This is a genomic window from Caldicellulosiruptoraceae bacterium PP1, from assembly GCA_041320695.1.
Taxonomy (GTDB): Bacteria; Bacillota; Thermoanaerobacteria; order Caldicellulosiruptorales; family Caldicellulosiruptoraceae; genus JBGGOQ01.
In genome coordinates this window covers 32157-56184 of sequence record JBGGOQ010000011.1, presented here as the reverse complement: position 1 = coordinate 56184, position 24028 = coordinate 32157, and the positions used below count along the sequence as shown (strand labels likewise).

At 30.0% G+C, this 24028-nt stretch carries 17 protein-coding genes; 15 read left to right on the top strand and 2 right to left on the bottom strand.

The features are described 5' to 3' along the window. Window positions 1–201: 201 nt before the first annotated feature. The 4 genes from ACAG39_10895 to ACAG39_10880 all read left to right on the top strand — a co-directional run bounded on the left by ACAG39_10895 (window position 202) and on the right by ACAG39_10880 (window position 4225). Complete coding sequence (locus tag ACAG39_10895; protein ID MEZ0537738.1) at window positions 202–2376, top strand: glycosyltransferase family 39 protein; 2175 nt, start codon at window positions 202–204, stop codon at window positions 2374–2376. A gap of 17 nt (window positions 2377–2393) precedes the next feature. Further along, window positions 2394–3329, top strand: a complete 936-nt coding sequence (locus tag ACAG39_10890) for a glycosyltransferase family 2 protein (GenBank protein ID MEZ0537737.1) — start codon at window positions 2394–2396, stop codon at window positions 3327–3329. Beyond that, complete coding sequence (locus tag ACAG39_10885; protein MEZ0537736.1) at window positions 3329–3760, top strand: GtrA family protein; 432 nt, start codon at window positions 3329–3331, stop codon at window positions 3758–3760. Before ACAG39_10890 ends, ACAG39_10885 begins: the two co-directional genes overlap by 1 nt. A gap of 69 nt (window positions 3761–3829) precedes the next feature. Continuing rightward, a complete protein-coding gene (locus tag ACAG39_10880) occupies window positions 3830–4225 on the top strand; it encodes a VOC family protein (protein ID MEZ0537735.1) in 396 nt (131 codons plus the stop codon). A 26-nt stretch (window positions 4226–4251) separates the two neighbouring features. On the opposite strand, the gene ACAG39_10875 is transcribed toward ACAG39_10880, so the two are convergent. Next, window positions 4252–4986, bottom strand: coding sequence for an SIMPL domain-containing protein (locus tag ACAG39_10875; GenBank protein ID MEZ0537734.1), 735 nt, complete (start codon window positions 4984–4986; stop codon window positions 4252–4254). A gap of 184 nt (window positions 4987–5170) precedes the next feature. Here ACAG39_10875 and ACAG39_10870 point away from each other — a divergent pair, with 184 nt between their 5' ends. Continuing rightward, window positions 5171–7357: an alpha-galactosidase gene (locus ACAG39_10870; protein ID MEZ0537733.1), complete on the top strand. Its 2187-nt coding sequence runs from the start codon at window positions 5171–5173 to the stop codon at window positions 7355–7357. A 55-nt stretch (window positions 7358–7412) separates the two neighbouring features. Here the strand turns inward: ACAG39_10870 and ACAG39_10865 are convergent, their stop codons facing one another. Then, window positions 7413–9116 carry a phospho-sugar mutase gene (locus ACAG39_10865; GenBank protein MEZ0537732.1) on the bottom strand — a complete coding sequence of 568 codons (1704 nt, stop codon included), beginning with the start codon at window positions 9114–9116 and terminating at the stop codon, window positions 7413–7415. A gap of 193 nt (window positions 9117–9309) precedes the next feature. On the opposite strand from ACAG39_10865, the gene ACAG39_10860 reads away from it, so the two are divergent. From ACAG39_10860 to ACAG39_10815, 10 genes are all read left to right on the top strand, one after another. Further along, window positions 9310–9750, top strand: a complete 441-nt coding sequence (locus tag ACAG39_10860; protein MEZ0537731.1) for a MarR family winged helix-turn-helix transcriptional regulator — start codon at window positions 9310–9312, stop codon at window positions 9748–9750. A gap of 38 nt (window positions 9751–9788) precedes the next feature. Beyond that, entirely contained in the window at window positions 9789–12014 is a 2226-nt protein-coding gene (locus tag ACAG39_10855; protein ID MEZ0537730.1) for an ABC transporter ATP-binding protein, read from the top strand. Then, complete coding sequence (locus ACAG39_10850) at window positions 12011–13897, top strand: ABC transporter ATP-binding protein (GenBank protein ID MEZ0537729.1); 1887 nt, start codon at window positions 12011–12013, stop codon at window positions 13895–13897. The genes ACAG39_10855 and ACAG39_10850 overlap by 4 nt, the downstream gene beginning before the upstream one ends. A 168-nt stretch (window positions 13898–14065) precedes the next feature. Further along, window positions 14066–15304 carry a DNA polymerase IV gene (gene dinB / locus ACAG39_10845; protein ID MEZ0537728.1) on the top strand — a complete coding sequence of 413 codons (1239 nt, stop codon included), beginning with the start codon at window positions 14066–14068 and terminating at the stop codon, window positions 15302–15304. A gap of 23 nt (window positions 15305–15327) precedes the next feature. Continuing rightward, window positions 15328–15558, top strand: a complete 231-nt coding sequence (locus tag ACAG39_10840) for a hypothetical protein (GenBank protein MEZ0537727.1) — start codon at window positions 15328–15330, stop codon at window positions 15556–15558. Window positions 15559–15694: 136 nt separating this feature from the next. After that, a complete protein-coding gene (locus ACAG39_10835) occupies window positions 15695–16366 on the top strand; it encodes a 4Fe-4S binding protein (protein ID MEZ0537726.1) in 672 nt (223 codons plus the stop codon). 221 nt (window positions 16367–16587) lie between these two features. Further along, a complete protein-coding gene (locus ACAG39_10830) occupies window positions 16588–17613 on the top strand; it encodes a substrate-binding domain-containing protein (GenBank protein ID MEZ0537725.1) in 1026 nt (341 codons plus the stop codon). Window positions 17614–18067: 454 nt separating this feature from the next. After that, window positions 18068–19570 carry an alpha-N-arabinofuranosidase gene (locus ACAG39_10825; protein MEZ0537724.1) on the top strand — a complete coding sequence of 501 codons (1503 nt, stop codon included), beginning with the start codon at window positions 18068–18070 and terminating at the stop codon, window positions 19568–19570. Between the two features lie 134 nt (window positions 19571–19704). Then, window positions 19705–21645, top strand: a complete 1941-nt coding sequence (locus tag ACAG39_10820) for a glycoside hydrolase family 127 protein (GenBank protein ID MEZ0537723.1) — start codon at window positions 19705–19707, stop codon at window positions 21643–21645. A gap of 284 nt (window positions 21646–21929) precedes the next feature. Further along, window positions 21930–24017, top strand: coding sequence for a ribonucleoside triphosphate reductase (locus ACAG39_10815; protein ID MEZ0537722.1), 2088 nt, complete (start codon window positions 21930–21932; stop codon window positions 24015–24017). Window positions 24018–24028: the final 11 nt, after the last annotated feature.

Here is a 24028-nt window from a genome sequence, read left to right as displayed (position 1 = left end):
ATCCCCTCACAAATTATTTTACCATCTCTATAAAACCAATTGAAATATTTTAAGCTAATTGCTTCATTATTGCCACAAATTCGCCTAAAAATAAACCTGATTTAAATTAATAATACCACAGTTTATCCAAGATTATTTTTGTAGAAGTTAATAAAATAAGCTATAGAAAATACATAAATGAGATTATAGGAGATGGTTATTATGAAAATACTAAAAAATAATTATCATAAGATTGCATTATTGTTGATAATGATGTTAACTGGTTTTTTAAGTTTTTATGCAGTTACACAGGAAGGATATGTAAACACATATTATACAGCAGCAGTAAAAAGTATGCTTACTAGCTGGAAAAATTTCTTTTTTGCATCTTTCGATCCAGGTGGTTTTGTAACAGTAGATAAGCCTGCATTTGGTCTTTGGCTTCAAGCAATTAGTGCATTTATATTTGGAGTTCATGGTTGGAGTGTTGTTTTACCTGAAGCATTATGTGCTGTAATATCAGTTGCAGTAATTTACCACATTATGCAAAGATCCTTTGGCAAAGCAGCAGGATTAATATCAGCGTTAATTTTATCAATAACTCCTATATTAATTGCTGTAAGTAGAACTAACAACCTGGATTCATCACTTGTCCTTGTTTTATTATTAGCTACTTGGGCTTTAATTGTAGCTTCAGAAAGAGAAAGCTTTAAACATCTTGCACTTTCAATGATATTAGTGGGAATTGGATTTAATATAAAAATGCTTCAAGCGTTTATGGTATTACCAGCATTTTATTTGGTCTATCTTTTTACTACAAATATTAAAATTAAAGAGAAAATAAAACACTTAGTTGCAGCAACAGCAATACTTTTAACTGTATCTTTTTCATGGGCAATACTTGTAGATTCTATTCCTGCTAATAACAGGCCATATATAGGAAGTAGTAAAACAAACTCTGTTATAGAGCTTGCATTAGGTTATAACGGCATTCAAAGATTATTAGGTAACACAATGAATGGGAATAATAGACCCAATATTAATATAAATAATAATGTTTCAAATAATCAGACAATAAATCAAAATAATAGTATACAAAATATGCCGGTTCCACCTAATTGGAATAACAATCAAAATGGTTCTCAGTCTTCAAATAATAATATGGTTCAAACACCTAATAGCAATATGTCTCAAAGTAATACAAATGAAAATATGCCTAATCCTCCACCAAATTTACAGAATGGAAATAATGGAAGATCATTTATGGATAGAGGTTTTGGTGGGCAAAATGGATTTGGAGGCCCTGGAGGAATAGGAGAGAACGGGCAAAAAGGTATTCTAAGAATATTTAATCAAAACTTAGCAGGACAGATAAGTTGGTTTATTCCACTATCATTATTTGGAATATTAATTTTAATATTAAGAGTTAGAAAAAAAGATGTTAATTTAAGAAATTTGTATCTTAGGCATTTAATTTTATGGTCTGCTTGGTTAATCCCAATGATAATATTTTTCAGTATAGCTGGATTTTATCATAGATATTATCTATCAATGTTGGCACCAGGTATTGCTGCATTAACTGGTATTGGCATTGTTGAGATGTGGAAGGCATATATGCAAAGTGGATGGAACTTTATGTTACTGCCTATATCTTTATTTTCTAACGCATTAGTTCAGATATTGATTGTTTCAAGATATAATGAATGGAGTAAATATTTAATTCCAATTATTGCAATATCTACTGTTATAGCAGTACTAGGTCTAATTATAATAAGAATTTTAAAAATGGATTATTTAAATAAAACTATCAAAACATTAATTGCATTAGGGTTAGTTGGACTTTTAGTTTCACCTGCTATATGGTCTTACACTCCAATAATGTATGGCTCTCAAACAACTTTACCAATAGCAGGTCCAGAACTTAATTCACAAAGAGGAATAAATATGTCTATGAATACTCAAGTTTCGAATAGCAATAAGATTAAACAAAATTCTGAGGATATTGTATCTTCTAAACTTATTGATTTCTTACTTAAAAATAGAAATGGAGAAAAATATATTGTTGCTGTTCAAAATGCAAATTCTGCAGCACCTATAATATTAAAAACTGGATTACCCGTAATGGCTATTGGAGGCTTTTCTGGATCAGATAATATTTTAACTGTTGAAAAACTAAAACAAATGGTTAAAAATGGAGAAATAAGATTTATTATGATTGGCGGCATGGGTGGTAACCAATCTGATATTATGCAATGGGTAATATTAAACGGGAAAATCATTTCTGCTGATAAATATACAGATTCTTCAAACCAATCAAATTCATTTGGTTTTGGTGGACGGGATATGGGACATGTAACAGCACTTTATGACCTCGCACCTGAAAAGGGACTAAAGTAATAGGGGGGGAAAGTGAAATGAATAGCAATGTTGTTTATTCGATCGTTGTTCCAGTTTTCAACGAAGAATTAGTTATTAATGAAACATATAAAAGATTAAAATATGTAATGGATAGCCTAAATGAGAGCTATGAAATAATATTTGTAAATGATGGTAGCAAAGATAAATCTGGTGAGATTCTAAAAAATATATGTAATAAGGACAAGAATATTAAACTCATTAGTTTTTCAAGAAATTTTGGGCATCAAGTAGCTATAACCGCTGGAATTGATTATTCCAGTGGTAGTGCAGTAATAATAATTGATGCAGATTTACAAGATCCACCTGAAATAATACCAAAAATGACTGAAAAGTGGAAAGAAGGATATCATGTAGTTTATGGTAAGAGAATCAAAAGGAATGGTGAATCATTTTTCAAAAGATTTACTGCAAAAGCCTTTTATAGAATTCTTAGAATGATGACAGACATTAATATACCTGTTGATACAGGTGATTTTAGACTCATGGATAGAAAAGTTTGTGATGCACTAAAATCAATACCAGAAAAAAATAGATATGTTAGAGGTCTTGTAAGTTGGATTGGTTTTAAACAAACTGGTGTTGAATTTGTGAGAGAAGGAAGATTTGCTGGGGAAACAAAATATCCGCTAAAAAAGATGCTTAAGTTTGCATTTGACGGAATTACTTCTTTTTCATACAAGCCATTGAAACTTGCCACTTATATTGGAACTATTATATCAGTATTAAGTTTTTTCTATTTAGTTGTTGTTATAATTGAGAAATTATTCACAAATTTTACTGTTAAGGGTTGGACCTCAATTGTAGCTTTAAATCTTTTCTTTAATGGTCTTATGTTTATAATGATAGGTATTATTGGAGAATATATAGGAAGGATTTATGATGAAGCAAAAGGCAGGCCACTCTATATTGTAGATGAAAAGGAAGGATTTTAATGCAAAACTTTGATAATTATGAGTTAAATAATAATAGCTTATTTATTAAATATAGGTCATTTTTACGTTTCGTATTAGTGGGATTACTAAATACAAGTGTAGATTTCTTTGTTTTTACAATATTTCATAGTTTGTTTTTCTTAGATGTGTCATTTTCTCAGTCAGCTGGTTATATTACAGGGACATTAAATAGCTTTGTTCTAAATAAATTATGGACATTTGAAAATCAAAAAACAAAAAAAGTTACAACTATTAAACAATTTTTAAAATTTATTTTAGTAAATATTGTGTCTCTTATAATATCAGTAATTTTAATAAGAAACTTAACCTATAGCTTAAATTTAAATCCATATTTTTCAAAGATAATTGTCACTGTAATTACACAATTTGTTAATTATTATGGTTATAAACTATGGGTTTTTAATAAATAACCTTTCTTGATATATTATTCTTTAATAGGGTAAAATTAATCTAATATCACATTAAGGGAGGATAATTTTGTGAAAAGCATTATTCCACATATAACTTTTAATAATTGTAAAGAAGCTATTGAATATTACAAAAGTATTTTTGGTGGAGAAGTGAAGAATGTACAATTAGCTTCTAACAATCCAATGTTTAAGGAACACAAAGACAAGATTTTACATGCTGAACTTCATATAAATGAAAATTGTATCATTTATATGGTTGATAACTTTGGGAAAGATATAACATCTAATTTTATTGATCTAATTTTAGAAATGGATAGTGAGGACGAGATAAAAAGAGTATATGAAGCACTTTGTAAAGATGGAACTATTAAATTAGAGTTGCAAAAAACATTTTGGGGAGCACTTCATGCAATGGTTACCGATAAGTATGGAGTAACATGGGGGTTAAATTATACTATTAAATAATTGAGGGAAGTTTCTTCTTCCCTCAATTATTTAATTTCAAACTCACAATTAACAATTGCAGTTATTTCTTTATCAACAGATGATGTATCATTGATACCATAATCAGCAACCTCTGTTGAATATAATGGGGTTATTTGAAATACTCCCATTTTGGCAGATCTAAGATTACCAATCTTTATACCAGTACTATTGGCTATTTGACTTGCTCTGTTCATTGCATCTTTAGTTGCAAGCCCCAGCATATCAACCTTTAGGTTAGCTATTTTTGTATAATAGTATTGTGGAGGTAGAGACTCGAATTGAATACCAAGATTTATAAGTTCAGTTGATTGTCTTGAAAGCTCAGTTATTTTGTCAACGTCACTTGAAGTAATCTGAATACTTTGAACTAATCTGTAACTATCAACCTTAGTAGAATAAACACCATTTGGTAATACTTCATAATTTGTAATGGTTGATATTGATGAAAAAACAAAATCCTTTTCACTAAGACCTTTTGATAAGAAATAATTTTTGACTTTTTCATGACTTTCTTGAAGTGTTTTATATGCTTCTTTTAAATCTTTTGATTGTGTTGAGAAGTTACCTGTCCATTTTACCAAATCTGATTTTATTTGCTTCTTTGCAGAACCAGTCACTAAAATTGTGTTTTGATTTGACCTTAGATTAATTAAACCTTTGGATAAAAACGCAGAGGAAATGGTTAAAGAAGCTCCTAAAATTAAAGCAATTATAATATAGGTTATATTTTTGCTATTCATATTTTTGTACCTCCTTTTTCCTTATACTACCTTTTAATTATTAAAACGTCAATAAATATTATTCGTTATTAAATAATGATTGATAAAATAAAATGAATTTAGATATTTTATTATTTATATTGACAAGACTGTTATTAATGCTATATTTTGATTATAAAAAATATATTAAGGCGGTGTTGAATTTATGCCAATAATTTTTGATAAGATTAATAATGTTTTTCACATTAAAGCTAAAGAAACAAGTTACATAATTAAAATCTTTAAAAATAAATATCTTGCCCATATTTATTGGGGTAAAAATATTGATTATGTAAATTTACCAGATGAAGTTGTAACAGGTGGAAGAGCATTTGGAGCAACACCAGATGCAAATGATAAAACTTATACATTTGATGCCATGGCCATGGAATATCCTGTATATGGTAATTCTGATTTTAGAGCTCCTGCATTTCAAATTGAGCTTGAAGATGGCTCAAGAATTTGCAATCTTGTATATAAATCTCATTTTATATATAATGGTAAACCAAAGTTAGAAGGTTTACCTGCAACTTATGTTGAAAATGATAACGAAGCCCAAACACTTGAAATTGAGCTATATGATGAATTGGTTAATTTGAAAGTTATTCTATATTATACGGCATATGAAGATTATAATGTTATAACACGTAGTGTTAAAGTAATAAATGAAGGTACAAAGAAAATTAAACTTTTAAGAGCTCTAAGTATGTCTGTGACATTTGATAATGCTGATTTTGATTTACTCCATCTTTGGGGTTCCTGGGCTAGAGAAAGAATGGTTGAAAGAGTTCCAGTTATTCATGGCTTACAAGTAATTGAAAGTGCTAGAGGTGAAAGTTCGCATCAACATAATCCATTTATTGCTCTTTTAAGCAAAGATGCTACCGAAAAGAGTGGTGATGTATATGGATTTAGCTTGGTTTACAGTGGTAACTTTGCGTCAATAGTGGAAGTAGATCAATTTGATACTATAAGGGTATCCATGGGAATTAATCCTTTTGAGTTTACATGGGTGTTAAATCCAAATGAGAGTTTCCAAACACCTGAGGTAGTCATGGTTTATTCTTCTAATGGCATTGGAGATATGTCGCGTACTTATCATAGACTATATAGAAAAAGGCTATGCCGAGGAGCTTATAGAGATAAGAGAAGACCAATATTAGTTAACAATTGGGAAGCAACATATTTTAACTTTAATGAAGAAAAATTATTAAGTATTGCAAAAGAGGCTGCAGATTTAGGAATTGAGCTTTTTGTATTAGATGATGGATGGTTTGGGAAAAGAGATGATGATACTACTTCTTTAGGAGACTGGTTTGTTGATAAAAGAAAATTACCTAATGGGCTTGATGGGCTTGCTAAAAAGATAAATGAAATGGGATTAAAATTTGGACTTTGGTTTGAACCTGAGATGATTTCCCCTGAAAGTGAACTATTTAAAAAACATCCTGATTGGTGTTTCCAGGTTAGAGGAAGAAGTATAACACAGTGTAGAAACCAATATGTTCTTGATATTTCGCGAGAAGAAGTCAGAAATGAAATACTTAGAATGATGAAAGAAATTTTAAAAACTACTCCAATTGAATATATTAAATGGGATATGAATAGACCTTTGACAGAGGTTTGGTCTTTTGATTTGCCACCTGAGAGGCAAAAAGAGGTATTCCATAGGTATGTATTAGGATTATATAAGATGATGGATGAGCTAATCACAGAGTTTCCACATATACTATTTGAAGGTTGCTCTGGCGGTGGTGGTAGATTTGACCCCGGTATTTTATATTTTATGCCTCAAATATGGACTAGTGATGATTCAGATGCAATTGAAAGACTCAAAATTCAATATGGAACAAGTATAGTTTATCCTGCAATAACAATGGGGGCTCATGTATCTGCTGTTCCTAACCATCAGGTAGGCAGAATAACACCAATGGAGACAAGAGGACATGTTGCAATGTCTGGTTGTTTTGGATATGAGCTTGATCTAAATAAACTTTCTGAAGATGAAAAGAGGATAATAAAAGAACAAATAGCACAGTATAAAAAGATTTGGCATATTTCACAAGAAGGGGATATGTACAGGCTAATTAGTCCATTTGAAAAAAATGCTGCTTCATGGATGTTTGTAACAACTGATAAAAAAGAAGCATTTGTTGTGTACGTAAATATTTTATCTGAGCCTTTACCACCTTTAAAGAGACTTAAACTTGATGGACTTGATCCAAATAAAAAGTACAATATTGAAGGCACAGACAAAGTTTATTATGGTAGTGAACTTATGAATTTGGGATTAGAAATTCCAAGTATTTTTGGAGACTTTAAGTCGTTTTTGTGGGTTTTAAAAGAGTGCTAATTATTAGTTTACAAATAAAGGGTGTCCTGGAATTAAAAAGAACACCCTTTATTTATTATTTTATCAAATTCAAGAAATCTTCTTTAATATTATTAAGCTTCAAATTTGCATCTTCGAGTGTTTTACTTGATGTAGCAAAATAAAATTTTATCTTTGGTTCAGTACCTGAAGGTCTTGCTGTTACAATGCTCTCGTCTTCTAAAACAAGCTGAATAACATTTGATTTTGGAAGAAGTATTGTAGAGGTACTATTTGTTTTTAAATCTTTATCGATGCTATATAGATAATCCTTTACTTTTACTACTTCTAAATTTGCAATACTTTTTGGTGTATTTGATCTTAGCATTTCCATTATGGATTTTATTTTTTCACTGCCTTCTATACCTTCAAGGGTTATTGATTTTAAATCTTCTTTATAATATCCATATTTTTCATATAAGGAAATAAGGCCTTCATAAAGGCTCATACCTTTTAATTTATAGTATCCAGCCATCTCACATATCAACATAGAAGCTATAACGGCATCTTTATCTCTAACAAATGTTCCTGCTAAATATCCATAACTTTCTTCAAATCCAAAAACAAAGCTATTGCTATTTGTTTCTTCAAACTCTTTTATCTTTTCACCAATATATTTAAATCCTGTTAGAACATCAATAATATGTGCATTATAACTTTGTGTAATCTTTCTTGCCATTTCAGTAGTTACAATGGTTTTCACAATAGTTGGATTTAGTGGCATTGTATTTGTCTGCTTTAGGTTTTCTAAGATATAATGTGTTAAGAGTGCTCCTGTTTGATTACCAGTTAAAACTACATATTCTCCTTCTTTATTCTTAACAACAACCCCAACTCTATCACAATCTGGGTCTGTTCCAATAATTAAGTCTGCTTCAATATCTTTTGCCATTTCAATTGCTCTTGTAAAAACCTCATGTTCTTCTGGGTTAGGGTATTTAACTGTTGAAAAATTAGGATCAGGATTTTCTTGTTCTTTTACAACATATACATTTTTGTATCCAAGTTCACTTAAAACCCTTCGTACAGGCTTATTACCAGTTCCGTGTAAAGGAGTATATATAACTTTCAAATTATCTTTAACTTTTTCAACAATATCTTTGTTAACAGTAAGACCTTTTACAAGTTCAACATATTTTGCTTCAACTTCATCTTCAATATAATTAAAAAGCCCTTTTTGTATAGCATTTTCTAATTCTAATTTTTTAATATTATTATAATCAACAGCATTAATTTCTTTTAAAATCCCTTCAGCATGTTCTTCTGTAATCTGTCCACCATCAGACCAATAAACTTTGTAACCATTGTATTGCTTTGGATTATGACTTGCAGTTATTACAATACCTGCTGTTGCGTTTAAATGTCTAACTGCATAAGAAAGCATTGGAGTAGGTTTTAGTTCTTTATATATATATGTCTTTATTCCATTTGCATTTAATACTAAGGCTGCTTCTTTTGCAAAAACATCACTAAACTTTCTTGAATCATAAGCTATTGCAACCTTTGCATCTTTAATATTTTGTTTATTGATATAGTTAGCAAGACCTTGTGTTGCTTTTCTAACAGTATATATATTCATTCTATTTGTTCCAGCACCAATTATGCCTCTTAGTCCTCCTGTACCAAATTCAAGCTCTCTATAGAATCTTTCTTTGATTTCGTTTTCATCAAGGTTTTCAAGCTCTTTTTTTGTTTCAGGATCAAAGTTAAGCCACATATTATACATTTCTTTATAGTTCATTAATTTATAACCTCCTGATAGTGAAAAATAATCTTAATAACCATTTTATTTATTTTTATAGAAAATGGCAAGGATATAAAAAGTTTTTTATATGCTTGACAAATATATTAAATAGAATTAAAATATATTTCGCACACAAAATATTTCTATGCAAAAAATATGAATAGAAAATAATTTTTGAGGGTGGTGAATTATGGAAGAAGTTAACAATGGCTATAAAATACTTAAGATGTTAAAACAGATTATGTCAATGATTAAACAAAGAGTGGAATATCAATATAAAGATTTTGATCTTACAGGACCACAGGGTATGCTTATTGGAATATTAACTCATTATGGAGAGATGAAAATAAGTGATCTTAGTGAAAAAATTGGCTTATCAAATAGTACTGTATCTGGAATTATTGACAGATTAGAAAAACAGCAACTTGTAGAAAGGGTGAGAAGTACTGAAGACAGAAGAGTTGTTTATGTTAGAGTAACTTCAAAGTTTGAAAAAATGTTTCAACAGTACTTTAAGGACATTGAAAAAAGATTTGAAGAAAGTATTAATAAGGCTACACCTGAGGAATTAGATAAAATTTTTGAGGGGTTAAATACATTAAAAAATGTATTAGAAAGAAGAAAAGACTAATAATATGATACAAACTTATATAAGGAGAAGATGTGACAATGCTAAAACTAACTAAATATCTTAAGCCCTATGTTATTACAATAATAATTGCAATAACTTTTATATTTATTCAAGCAATGGCAGACCTTACATTACCTGATTATATGTCGAATATTGTTAATAAGGGTATACAGCAAGGAGGTATTGTAAATGCAGTACCTATTGCAGTTAGAAAAAGTCAAATGGATAAGCTAATCTTGTTCATGAGTAAAGAAAATAAAGAAGAGGTTTTAAAAAATTATACATTAGTAGATAATACCAGTAATGATTATGATAAATATGTTAAAGATTATCCTTTAGTTTCAAAAGAACCTATTTATATTTTAAAGAAGATTGATAAAACTGAGATTGATAAAATAAACTTGCCAATAGCCAAAGCTATTGTTACAGTAGATGGAATTCAAAAGGCTAAAGCTAATGCAAAAAATGGAGTTTTAGAATTTAATGGGCAAAAAATACCAGCAAATATTGATATTTTTGCACTTATGTCACAACTACCACAAAGTGAGCTGCAAAAGATAAGTGAGCAAATGGATAAAAGGCTTGCTTCATTAGGGGATAATATGATTATACAAGCTGCTACAACAGCAATAAAAGATGAGTATAAAGCAATAGGTATGAATACAGATAAAATTCAGAACAACTACATTATCAAAACTGGACTTTTAATGCTTTTAATAACATTACTTAGTGCTTTGTGTACAGTTCTCATTGGGTATTTTGCAGCTAAAGTAGCTGCTGGTTTAGCAAGAGATTTAAGAAAATTTGTATTCACAAAGGTAGAGAATTTTTCAAATGCTGAATTTGATAAGTTCTCAACAGCATCTTTGATCACTCGAACAACAAATGATATAACGCAAGTGCAGATGCTAATGGTAATTATGATAAGAATGATTTTTTATGCACCGATTATGGGCGTAGGTGGAGTGTTTAAGGCATTAGCAAAAAGTTCATCAATGTCTTGGACTATTGCTTTAGCTGTGATAGTTTTGTTAGGACTAATATTATTATTATTTTCAATTGCTATGCCTAAGTTTATGCTTATGCAAAAGCTGATTGACAGACTAAACCTTGTAATAAGAGAAAATCTTTCAGGAATAATGGTTATAAGGGCATTTAATAATCAAAAATTTGAAGAGGATAGATTTGATAAAGCTAACACAGATATAACTAAAGTTGGACTCTTTGTAAATCGTGCTATGGCAGTTTTGTTTCCAGCTATGATGTTTATTATGAATGGTGTTTCAATACTAATTGTATGGGTTGGAGCACACCAAATACAAAACTCAAGCATGCAAGTTGGCGATATGATGGCATTTATGCAATATGCAATGCAGATTATATTCTCTTTCCTAATGCTTTCTATGCTATTTATTATGATACCTAGAGCTTCAGTTTCAGCTAATCGTGTTGCTGAAGTTTTAAACACAGAACCGACAATTATAGATCCAAAAACACCAAAACAATTTAATAAGAATATGTCTGGAACAATTGAATTTAAGAATGTTTCTTTCAGATATCCTGGAGCTGAAGAAGATGCACTAAAGAACATAAACTTTAAAATACTTCCTGGTCAAACAACTGCTATCATAGGTAGAACTGGATCAGGGAAAACAACATTAATTAATTTATTATTGAGATTTTATGATCCAACAAGTGGGGAAATATTAATAGATGGAGTAAACATAAAGGATGTAACACAACATGAATTACGCAGTAAAATAGGCTACGTTCCGCAAAAAAGTTGGTTATTTAGTGGAACTATTGAATCAAATTTAAGATATGGTAAAGAAGATGCCACATTTGAAGAAATAAAAGAAGCAGCAGAAATTGCTCAAGCTATGGAATTTATAAATGAAAAACCGAAGAAATTTGAAACAGAAATTGCTCAAGGTGGAACCAATGTTTCTGGAGGTCAAAAACAGAGATTATCAATAGCAAGAGCACTTATTAAGAAGCCAGAGATTTATATTTTTGATGAAAGCTTTTCTGCTCTTGACTTTAAGACAGAATCAGCTTTACGGAAAGCTATAAAAGAAAGATTAACATCGAGCACAGTTATTATGGTATCTCAACGTGTATCAACTATTGTTAATGCTGATCAGATTATTGTTCTTGAAGATGGTGAAATAGTTGGTATAGGTAAACACAAAGAATTATTAAAGAACTGTGAAACATATAGGGAAATTGCATTATCGCAGCTATCTGAGGAGGAATTGGCATGAGCGAACAAAACATAAATAAAAATGATTCAAGATCACATAGTCCTAGAAGAAGACCTGGTCATGGACCTAGGCCTGGTGGAATGATGATTGTTGGAGAAAAGGCACGAGATTTTAAGGGAACAATGAAAAAACTTATTCAATACCTTAGTGAATATAAATTAGGTATAATAACTGTATTTATATTTGCGGCAGCAAGTGCAGTATTTTCTATTGTAGGTCCTAAAATTCTAAGTAAAGCTATCACTAAGATATTTGAAGGAATAATGAGCAAAATAACTGGAACAGGTAATGGTATTGATTTTGAATATGTTGGTAGAATTATCCTTATACTTTTAGGCCTTTATATAATAAGCTCTTTGTTTGCATATTTACAAGGATGGATAATGTCTGGAGTTTCGATGAAAGTAACTTATAGATTCAGAAAAGAAATATCAGAAAAGATAAATAGAATGCCACTTAAATATTTTGAAAGCACTAATCAAGGAGAGATTTTATCTCGTATTACCAACGATGTTGATACTATAAGCCAGACATTAAATCAAAGTTTATCCCAAATAATTTCATCAGTTACAACAGTAATTGGTGTATTGATTATGATGCTCAGCATAAATTGGCTTATGACATTAGTTTCGTTAGCTATAATTCCATTATCTTCTGTTTTTGTAGCCGTTATAATTAAATATTCTCAAAAGTATTTTAAAGAACAGCAAGAATATTTAGGACATTTAAATGGACATATTGAAGAGATGTACGGGGGACATAATATTGTTAAAGCATTCAATGGAGAAAAAAAGAGTATTAAGAAATTTGAAAACTTAAATAATTCGCTTTATACTGTATCTTGGAAGTCGCAATTTTTAACAAGTATTATGATGCCTATTATGAACTTTATAGGAAATTTAGGATATGTTGTTGTTACTGTTATGGGTGGTTGGCTTGTAATTAAGAAAACTATAGAAGTTGGTGATATACAAGCCTTTATTCAATACATTCGTTCATTTACACAACCTATAGCTCAAATAGCAAATATTTCAAATATATTGCAGCAGACTGCTGCCTGTGCTGAACGTGTATTTGAGTTTTTGGGAGAATCAGAAGAAATACCTGATACTCCAAAACCTATTAATTTAGATGATATAAAAGGTTCTGTTGAGTTTAAGAATGTTCATTTTGGATACAATCCTGATAAGATAATAATTAATGATTTTTCTGCATTTATTAAACCAGGACAAAAAATAGCAATTGTTGGACCAACTGGTGCAGGAAAAACTACAATGGTTAAACTTTTGATGCGTTTTTATGATGTTAATGATGGTGCTATTCTTATTGATGGACACAACATTAAGGATTTTTCACGTAAAGACTTGAGGTCTTTATTTGGAATGGTTTTACAAGATACTTGGCTATATAATGACACTATAATGGAAAATATTAGATATGGCCGACTTGATGCAACAGACCAAGAAGTAATACAAGCAGCAAAGGCGGCTCATGTAGATAGTTTTGTTCATACCTTACCTGGTGGGTATAATATGGTTTTAAATGAAGAAACAACAAATATTTCACAAGGGCAAAAACAGTTAATTACTATTGCAAGAGCTATACTAAAAAATCCTAAGATACTTATTCTTGATGAAGCTACAAGCTCTGTTGATACTCTTACTGAGATACAAATACAAAAGGCTATGGATTATCTTATGAAAGGACGAACAAGTTTTGTTATAGCACATAGGCTTTCTACAATACGTGATGCTGATTTGATACTTGTAATGAACCATGGCGATATTGTAGAACAAGGAACTCATGAGGAACTACTTAAAAAGGGTGGATTTTATGCAAGCCTTTATAACAGTCAGTTTGAAACAGAACAAATAAGTGCATAAATAATTTAAAGGGTGTCTTTTTGTTAAAGAAAAAGGCATCCTTTTTTTATTTAAATATTATCATCACTTATAAAGTATTTTTTATCAATACTAAAAATTACCTCTTTACTATACGAATATTTGTTTGTATAATATATATGCAAACAATTGTTCGTAGAGGGTGATTGCATGGATAGAGTAATATTACACTGTGATTTAAACAATTTCTATGCATCTGTTGAGTGTCTTTATAATCCAGAGATAAGAGATAAACCAGTTGCAGTATGTGGAGACCCTGATTTAAGACATGGAATTGTTTTAGCAAAAAACAATATAGCTAAAAAGTATGGGATAAAGACAGGGGAGGTAATATGGCAAGCAAAGAAAAAGTGCTCACCTTTGGTGGTAGTAAAACCAAACTATTCTTTATATTTACGCTTTTCGAAAGAGGCAAGGGAGATATACAATGACTACACAGACAAAATAGAATCTTTCGGGATTGATGAATGTTGGCTTGATGTAACCGAAAGTGCAAAGGTATTTGGTAGTGGTGAAAAGATTGCAAATGAAATAAGACAAAGAGTGAAAGATGAACTTGGAATTACTGTGTCAATTGGTGTTTCGTTTAATAAAATATTTGCAAAACTTGGAAGTGATCTTAAAAAACCTGATGCTGTAACAGTTATAACAAAAGAGAATTATAAAAAACTTGTTTGGCCTTTACCAGTAGAAGATCTTCTATATATTGGTAGTGCAACTAAAGCAAAACTATATAAAGTAAATATAACTACTATTGGAAGATTAGCAAATACTCCAATACATGTTTTAAAATCAATGTTTGGTAAATGGGGAGAAATAATTTGGAATTTTGCAAATGGACTTGATAATACTCCTATTATACCAAACAGCTTAGAAACTTCAATAAAAGGGATAGGTAATAGTATGACATTACCCTATGATTTAAACAACAATAGTGATGTTTTATATGTTTTTTACGTTCTTGCTGAAAGTGTTGCTGAAAGACTAAGAAAGCACCATTTTAAATGTAGAACGATACAGATATATATCAGGGATAATAATTTATTTTCAATAGAGCGACAAGAAACTATGGAAACACCAACATATATATCAGATGAAATTGCTAAAAAGGCCTTTGAGATATTTACGAAAAATTGGAATTGGATATATCCTATAAGGTCTTTGGGTATAAGAACAACCAATTTAGTACCTTCTGATATACCCATGCAAATGGATGTATTTGAAGGTTATAGAAGGTTTAAAAAAGAGGAGATAGAAAAAAGAGTAGATGATATAAGAAAAAGATTTGGACATTATTCTATCCAAAGAGCTTTGATGCTTATAAATCCTAAGCTTAATGCTAATCCAATTGAGGAGAATATCATTCATCCTATCTCATATTTTAGATAAAAAATAAAGGAAGGTAGGGTACAATGCAAAAAATATTTTTAGATGTTTATGCTCGTTTTACAAAAGAGGGTGACATGGAACCTGTATATTTTGTTTGGGAAAATGGCAAAAAATACAAAATAGATAAGGTTTGTGAAAAGAGGAAAGCCGCCAGCCTAAAAGTTGGTGGACAAGGAATAAGATATAAATGTAGGGTATTAGGAAAAGAAATATATCTTTTTTATGAAGATGGGAAATGGTTTTTTGAAACATAGAATATATAAGCATGATATACTAAAAAAAGTAAAGTTTCATAAATGATTTTATTAATGATGTCAGTTGACTACCATACCCATGTAGAGTATATAATATAACCTGCAACTTAAATTTATACTACTTGGGGGTGGCAAAATGAAATATATATTAAAAAACACAAAAGAAACTGATAAAAAAGTAAAAGAAGCAAAATACAAAAGGATAATTGGATTAATTGTCCCTATTGTTATAGTAATAGGTTATGTGAATCCATTATTTGGGTTAACCATTTTTGGTTGTATGTTAGGAGCACTATTACTTAGTCTTTATAAAGGTAGAATTTGGTGTGGTAAAATGTGTCCAAGGGGAGCTTTTTTAGATGCTTATATTAGCCTTTTGAGTAAAAATAAAAAGATACCCAAAATTATGAAGGCAAAATGGTTTAAGATATCAATTATTATAATATTAATGTTTTTAATGATTACAAATTATATTAGAAGCAATGGCAACGTGTTGTTATTTGGTGAATGTATGGTAAGGCTACTTTTAATAACTACGGTCATAGCAATAGCTTTAGGTATAATCTATAAACCAAGAACATGGTGTTCAATATGTCCAATGGGGACTTTAAGTGGCTTAATTGGCAAAAAAAATAGATCATTATTAATTAACAAGAATAATTGCGTTGGCTGTAAGTTATGTAATAAAAAATGCTTAATGGAAGTAAAAGTTTATAAATATAAGGACATTGGAAAAGTTATAGATGCAAATTGTATAAAATGTGGACAATGTGTAAATGTATGTCCGAAAGAGGCATTACAACAATAATAATATATAAAAGACCGTCAATGAATATAATAAGTTGACGGTCTTTTTACTTGTTCTTATACAAGTTTAACAAAAAATGATATTGACTAAAAAAAACCAAAGTGGTATATTAAAAATATCATATTGGTATTAAATAGGTATTATTTATAATTCATTATTGGTATTTTAAATGGTATACATAACGTAAAAAATTGCAGGAGGTTATTTAAATTAAGACTAAAATGTTAAGCAAAGAAAAGGTAATAGAAGAATTAAAAAAACTTATAAGCACAAACAGAAATGGTACGTATAAAAAAATACCGGCTGAAAGAGAATTGGCAGAGCTTTATAATGTAAGTAGAACAACAATAAGAAATGCAATAAAGGAATTGATAAAAGAAGGTCAGCTAATACAAATACAAGGTAAAGGAACATATATAACACCAGGAATAAAAAACAAAGAAGTTCATATTATATGTTCTCCCGATATAAAAAGAAACGACCCATTTTATAATAAATTATTTGGTGATATTACTGATATTACTACTAAAGAATCAATAAATCTATTATTAATTACAGCAGACAGTATACCTAATGATGTAAAGGATATTCCAGTAATTGTTGTTGGTATTATTGATGATAATTTATTACAAATATTGAAAGATAATTATAAAGTGGTGATTACGCTCGAAGAATATATAAATCATAATGATATTATACAGATTTCATTTGATGATTATAAAATTGGATGGAATGCAGCAAATTTATTAATTGAGTATGGCTATGAGAACATTATTCATTTAGCAGGTCCAGACAAATACACCTCCTCACTATTAAGAAAAAATGGATTTATTGACAGAATAAAAAAAGAAGAATATATACAATTACAATATGAAATTATTAGTGGAAAAATGAATTGGAGTTCAGGTTATAAATTGGCTGACATTGTTTTAGAAAGATATATGAAATATAAAAAACCTATAGCAGTATTTGCAGCTAATGATTGGATGGCTGTTGGGCTAATTCAGAGACTTAAAGAAGAAGGAATCAAAATTGGAAGTGATATATCAATAATAGGATGCGATAATATATTCCTATCCTCTGAAATAGTTCCATCACTAACTACATTTGATTGGGACTTAAAAAATTTAATGTTAGAGATACTTCAATTAATTAACAACAATAATTTATCGGCAAAAAAAATCCTATTGACAGCTGATATTGTAATGAGAGAGACACTAAAAAAGAAAAAAGATGGTCCTCAATAAAACAGAGGACCCATAAATATATTGTTTTTAAGCATATTAAAGTAATTATAATAATGAAACATTACAAAATCAATATCAAAAATAGCAAAATTATAAATAAATTAGCTGCTATGAAATATCAAAATATTAACAACTTATTATATTTATTCACAAAGTAAAAATACATAATGAAAAGCAATAGCATAAAAAATATTTTTGAAAAAGGGGGGATGATAAAGGAAATTGATAGTCAATTTTTATTCAAAAGTTTTGTGGTTGTGTAAACGTGTTAAATAAAATCAAATAATTAGTTAGAAAATAGAATTTTTTATACTATTCACCGGATTAGATAAAAAAGGCATATCTGTTTGGGGCAAAAAAGTAAAATAAATTTTTCATTATTAAAAGTTTATAAAACTATATTAATATAGTTTTATATAAAATTACTAACATTATAAGGTTAAGGAGGCTTAACATGAAGAAGGCAAAAATCATTTATAATCAAGATTATTCAATAGCAAAAATTGATAACAGAATTTATGGTTCATTTATTGAGCATCTTGGAAGAGCAGTTTATACAGGGATATATGAACCTGATCATCCAAGTGCTGACGACATGGGATTTAGAAGAGATGTTTTTGAAATTGTAAAAGAAATTAATGTTCCAATTATAAGGTATCCAGGTGGGAATTTTGTATCAGGATATCGTTGGGAAGATGGTGTAGGTCCTGTTGAAGAAAGGCCAATAAGACCAGATCTGGCTTGGAGGGCAATAGAGCCTAATAAAATCGGAACAAATGAATTTGTTGAATGGGCAAAAAGAGCTAATTCAGAAGTTATGATGGCTGTAAACCTTGGGACAAGAGGACCAGAAGATGCAAAAAATTTAGTAGAATATTGTAATTTTGAAAAAGGAACTTATTACAGTGATTTAAGAAGAAAACATGGATATGAAAAACCACATAATATAAAAGTATGGTGTTTAGGGAACGAAATGGATGGTGACTGGCAGATAGGCCATAAAACCGCAGAAGAATATGGTAGGGTTGCCCATGAGACTGCAAAGATGATGAAGTGGGTAGATCCTACAATAGAACTTGTTGCATGTGGAAGCTCTGGGAGAGGAATGCCAACATTCCCACAATGGGAAGCAACAGTATTGGAACATACCTATAATGATGTAGATTATATATCACTTCATACTTATTATGGTAACTATGATAATGACACAAAGAACTTTTTAGCAAAGCCATTAGAAATGGATGATTTTATCAAAACAGTTATTTCAGTATGCGACTTTGTGAAAGCTAAGAAAAGAGGTAAAAAAACAATAAATATATCTTTTGATGAATGGAATGTGTGGTATCATTCAAATGAAGCAGACAGGAATATGGAACCATGGATGGAAGCACCACCATTATTGGAAGATATATATACATTTGAAGATGCTATTGTTGTTGGAGGAATGCTTATCACCCTTTTGAAACATTCAGATAGAGTAAAAATTGCATGTCAAGCACAGTTAGTAAATGTTATTGCTCCAATATTTACTGTCAAAGGTGGTCCTGTTATAAAACAAACAATATATTATCCATATATGTATACATCGGTATTTGGTAGGGGTACAGCTTTAATGCCAATAATACATTCAGAAAAATATGATTCAAAAGAAATTACTGATGTACCATATATTGATTCAATAGCAGTAGTAAATGAAGAAAAAAGAGAGTTAGTTATATTTGGAATTAATAGAGATCTTGAAGAAGATTCAATAGTTGAAATAAATTTAGGAGGTTTTGAAAATATACAATTTAAGGAACAAGTGGTATATATAAATGATGATATAAAAGCAAAGAATACTCCTGATAATCCTAATAATGTAATACCACAAAAAAGAAATGATGTAAAAATAGAAGGAAGTTCAGTTGAATGTGTATTTCCAAAATTATCATGGAACATGATTAGATTGTCATATTAGGCTTTATTTATTTTGATATATACTATCCTCCTCTTAGTAAAAATATAAAAATTAATACTTATTAAGAGGAGGTTTATTTTTGCCAAATAAAAATTAATAAAACATTATAAAATTTAAGAGGAGTGATCTGACAAATGATTATTCTCAAAAACCCCGAAATAAAACAAGTGGAAATTACAGATTTATTTTGGAGTAAATATGTAAAACTTATTAGAGATGTAGTTGTTTGTTATCAATGGGAAGTTTTGAATGATTTTATTGATTTGCCTGATAAAAGTCACGCAGTTAAGAATTTTAAAATTGCAGCAGGACTTGAAGAAGGAGAATTTGAAGGCTTTGTATTTCAAGATAGCGACCTTGCAAAATGGATTGAAGGTGCTTCGTATATACTTGAGAGATTCCCTAACAAAGATTTAGAGAATAAGGTAGATGAAATAATTGATATAATAGCAAAAGCACAGTGGGAAGATGGATATCTAAATACATATTTTACTTTAAAAGAAAAAGGGAAAAGGTGGACTAATTTAGAAGAGTGTCACGAATTATATGTAGCAGGACATATGATAGAAGCTGGTGTTGCATATTTTAAAGCAACTGAGAAAAGAAAGCTTTTGGATGTTGTTTGTAAACTTGCTGATCATATTGACCAAATTTTTGGAGAAGAAGAAGGAAAATTGAAAGGCTATGATGGGCATCCAGAAATCGAACTTGCATTAGTTAAACTTTATGAAGTTACAAATAACCAAAGATACCTAAAACTTGCCAAGTTTTTTGTTGAAGAAAGAGGGAAAGAGCCATATTTTTTTGATATTGAATGGGAAAAAAGGGGCAAAAAAGAACATTGGCAAGGCTTTAAAAGATTGGGAAGAGAGTATTTACAAGCACATCTACCAGTAAGAGAACAAAAAGAAGCAGTTGGTCATGCTGTAAGAGCTGTATATCTATATTCTGGTATGGTGGGGGTAGCAGCTCATACAGACGATATGGAGCTTTTAAAGGTATGCAAGAATTTATATGAGGATATTATTAAAAGAAAAATGTATATCATAGGGGCTATTGGGTCTTCTGCATATGGTGAAGCTTTTACATTTGAGTATGATCTTCCAAATGATCTTGCTTATGCAGAAACTTGTGCTTCTGTTGGACTTATTTTCTTATCTAATAATCTATTTAAGACAAGTCCATCTTCTTTGTACTATGACACAATTGAAAAAGCATTATATAATACAATTATTGGTGCCATTTCATTAGATGGGAAAAAATACTTTTATGTAAACCCTCTTGAAGTAAATCCAAAAGAATGTGAAAAAAGAGCAGACCATCACCATGTAAAACCAACAAGACAACCTTGGTTTGCTTGTGCTTGTTGTCCGCCCAATGTAATTAGGTTATTAGCATCTTTAGGAAAATACATTTACTCATATTCCAATGATACTATCTTTGTAAATCTTTATATAGGCAGTTCAGCTAGTTTACCAATAAGTAATAGTAATATTGAATTAGAGCTGATTAGTAGCTATCCTTTTGGTAATGAAGTAAAATTGCGTTTAAAAGGAGCAAATAATTGTAAATTTAAACTGATGTTAAGAATCCCAAGCTGGAGCAAAGACTATTCTATTTATTTAAATGGCACACCAGTTTTTGCTAAAATAAATGAAAATGGATATATAGCCATTGAAAGAGAATGGAATGATGCTGATGAAGTTAAACTTGAGATAATAACTGAGATAAAAAAGATTAGATCAAATCCTAATGTTAGAGAAAATATAGGGAAAATTGCAGTAACAAAAGGACCAATAGTTTTTTGTGCTGAAGAAGTTGATAATGGGAAGAATCTTAATCAGATTTTTATAGATGAAAATGCTTCAATTAGTTTGAAATTTGATAAAGAGATATTAGATGGTGTTTTTGTAGTTGAAATGAATGGATATAAAATAGATTCTGAAAAATGGGGAGATGAACCATATAAGGAAGAAGCATACAAACTAATACCACACAAGATAAAATTAATTCCATATTATGCTTGGGCAAATAGAGGTATTGGTGAAATGAGTGTTTGGCTTAATACATTATAACTTAATTAAATCTAAAGCATTATATATTAAATTTATAAATAAAAATTAAAAAATAGACTAAATTGCACTTTTTCTGATACTTGCATTTATTTTCAATTGCTAAGTATTCAGAATTAGTGCTTTTTTTATGCAGTCATTTTTATATAATTATTTTTTAAAGATATTGTTATATAAAATCATTTTTATGTTCGCTCTTTTAAATTTTTTTGGTAAGATATATAATATATTGTGTCAAAAATAAATTACCATACAATATATTGTATATTATTAAGGGGTGAAGGGTAATGATTACTAAGGTAAAGAAACGTGATGGTTCAATTGCAGATTTTGATAGAAAAAAAATAGAAAACGCAATATTTAAAGCAGCAAAGGCTGTCGGTGGTTCAGATTACTCGATTGCTGAAAAGCTAACCGACCAAGTGGTGGAAATACTTGAAAAAAGATTTGGATTTGGGACTCCAAACGTTGAAGAAATTCAGGATATAGTAGAAAAGGTTTTAATTGAAAATGGACATGCTAAAACAGCAAAAGCATATATTTTGTATAGAAAACAACATCAAGATATAAGAGAATTTAAGAACCTTTTCCTTGATATTGAGAATACTGTTGACCAATACATAGGTAAAATTGACTGGAGAGTAAATGAAAACAGCAATATGAGTTATTCACTTCAAGGGTTAAACAATCATATATCAACTGCTGTTATATCAAAGTATTGGTTAAACAAAATATATCCTAAAGAAGTTGCTGAGGCTCATAGCAATGGCGATTTTCATATTCACGATTTAGGTCTTCTATCTGTATATTGTTGTGGTTGGGATTTAAGGGATTTACTTATTTCAGGTTTCACAGGTGTTGAAGGGAAAGTTGCTTCAAAACCAGCAAAACACTTTAGAACAGCTTTAGGACAGATAGTAAACTTCTTTTATACACTACAAGGCGAAGCAGCGGGTGCTCAAGCTTTTTCAAGCTTTGATACTTATCTTAGCCCATTTATATATTATGACAAACTAACATATTCAGATGTAAAACAAGCATTACAAGAGTTTGTATTCAATACTAACGTTCCAACTCGTGTAGGATTTCAAAGCCCATTTACAAACATAACTCTTGATTTAGTTCCACCATCCACACTAAAAGATGAACCAGTTATAATTGGTGGGCAGTTAATGGACAGAACTTATGGTGAATTCCAAAGAGAGATGGACATGTTTAACATGGCTTTTGCTGAGGTTATGATGGAAGGTGATGCAAAAGGCAGAATATTCTCTTTCCCAATACCAACGTATAATATTACAAGAGATTTTGATTGGGATTCACCAGTGATTGATAAAATAATGGAGATGACTGCAAAATATGGACTTCCCTACTTCAGTAATTTTGTAAACTCAGATATGAGTCCAGAAGATGCGAGGTCAATGTGCTGTCGCTTAAGGCTTGACAACAGAGAGCTTAGAAAACGTGGTGGGGGACTATTCGGTGCCAACCCATTAACTGGTTCAATAGGTGTTGTAACAATTAATTTACCAAGAATAGGGTACTTATCAAAGAGTGAAGATGAATATTTTGAGAGATTAGCAAAACTTATGGATATAGCAAAACAGAGCTTAGAAATAAAAAGAGAGATACTAGAAAAGCTAACAAAAACAGGCCTTTATCCTTACTCAAAGTTTTATCTTAGAGATATTTATGAAAGATACGGAGAGTATTGGAAGAATCACTTTAACACAATAGGAATTGTTGGAATGCATGAGAGTTTACTTAACTTTAAGGGTATTGGTATTGATACCGAAGAAGGAAGAGAGTTTGCTTTAAAAGTTCTTGATTTTATGAGAGATAGGATAATGAGCTATCAAGAAGAAACTGGAATGTTATATAATTTAGAAGCAACTCCTGCAGAAGGAACATCTTATAGATTAGCAAGAAAAGATAAAGAACAGTATAAAGATATAATTACTTCAGGACAAGAAGAACCATTTTATACTAATTCTACAATGCTACCTGTAGATTTTACAGAAGATATATTTACAGCTATTGAACTTCAAGAGGAGTTACAATGTAAATACACTGGTGGGACAGTTATCCACGGATTTATTGGTGAAAAAATTGATGATATTAATGTTTGCAAAGATATTGTTAAGAAAATTGCATATACTTATAAGATTCCATATTATACAATTACTCCGACATTTTCAGTATGTCCTGACCATGGATATATTGCAGGAGAAAACTTCAAGTGTCCTATATGTGGTAAAGACTGTGAGGTTTACAGTAGAGTAGTTGGATATTATAGACCAGTACAATGCTGGAATAAGGGAAAACAAGAAGAATTTAAGTTTAGAAAAGAATACAAAATAAAAGCTTTAGTTTAAAAATATTGATA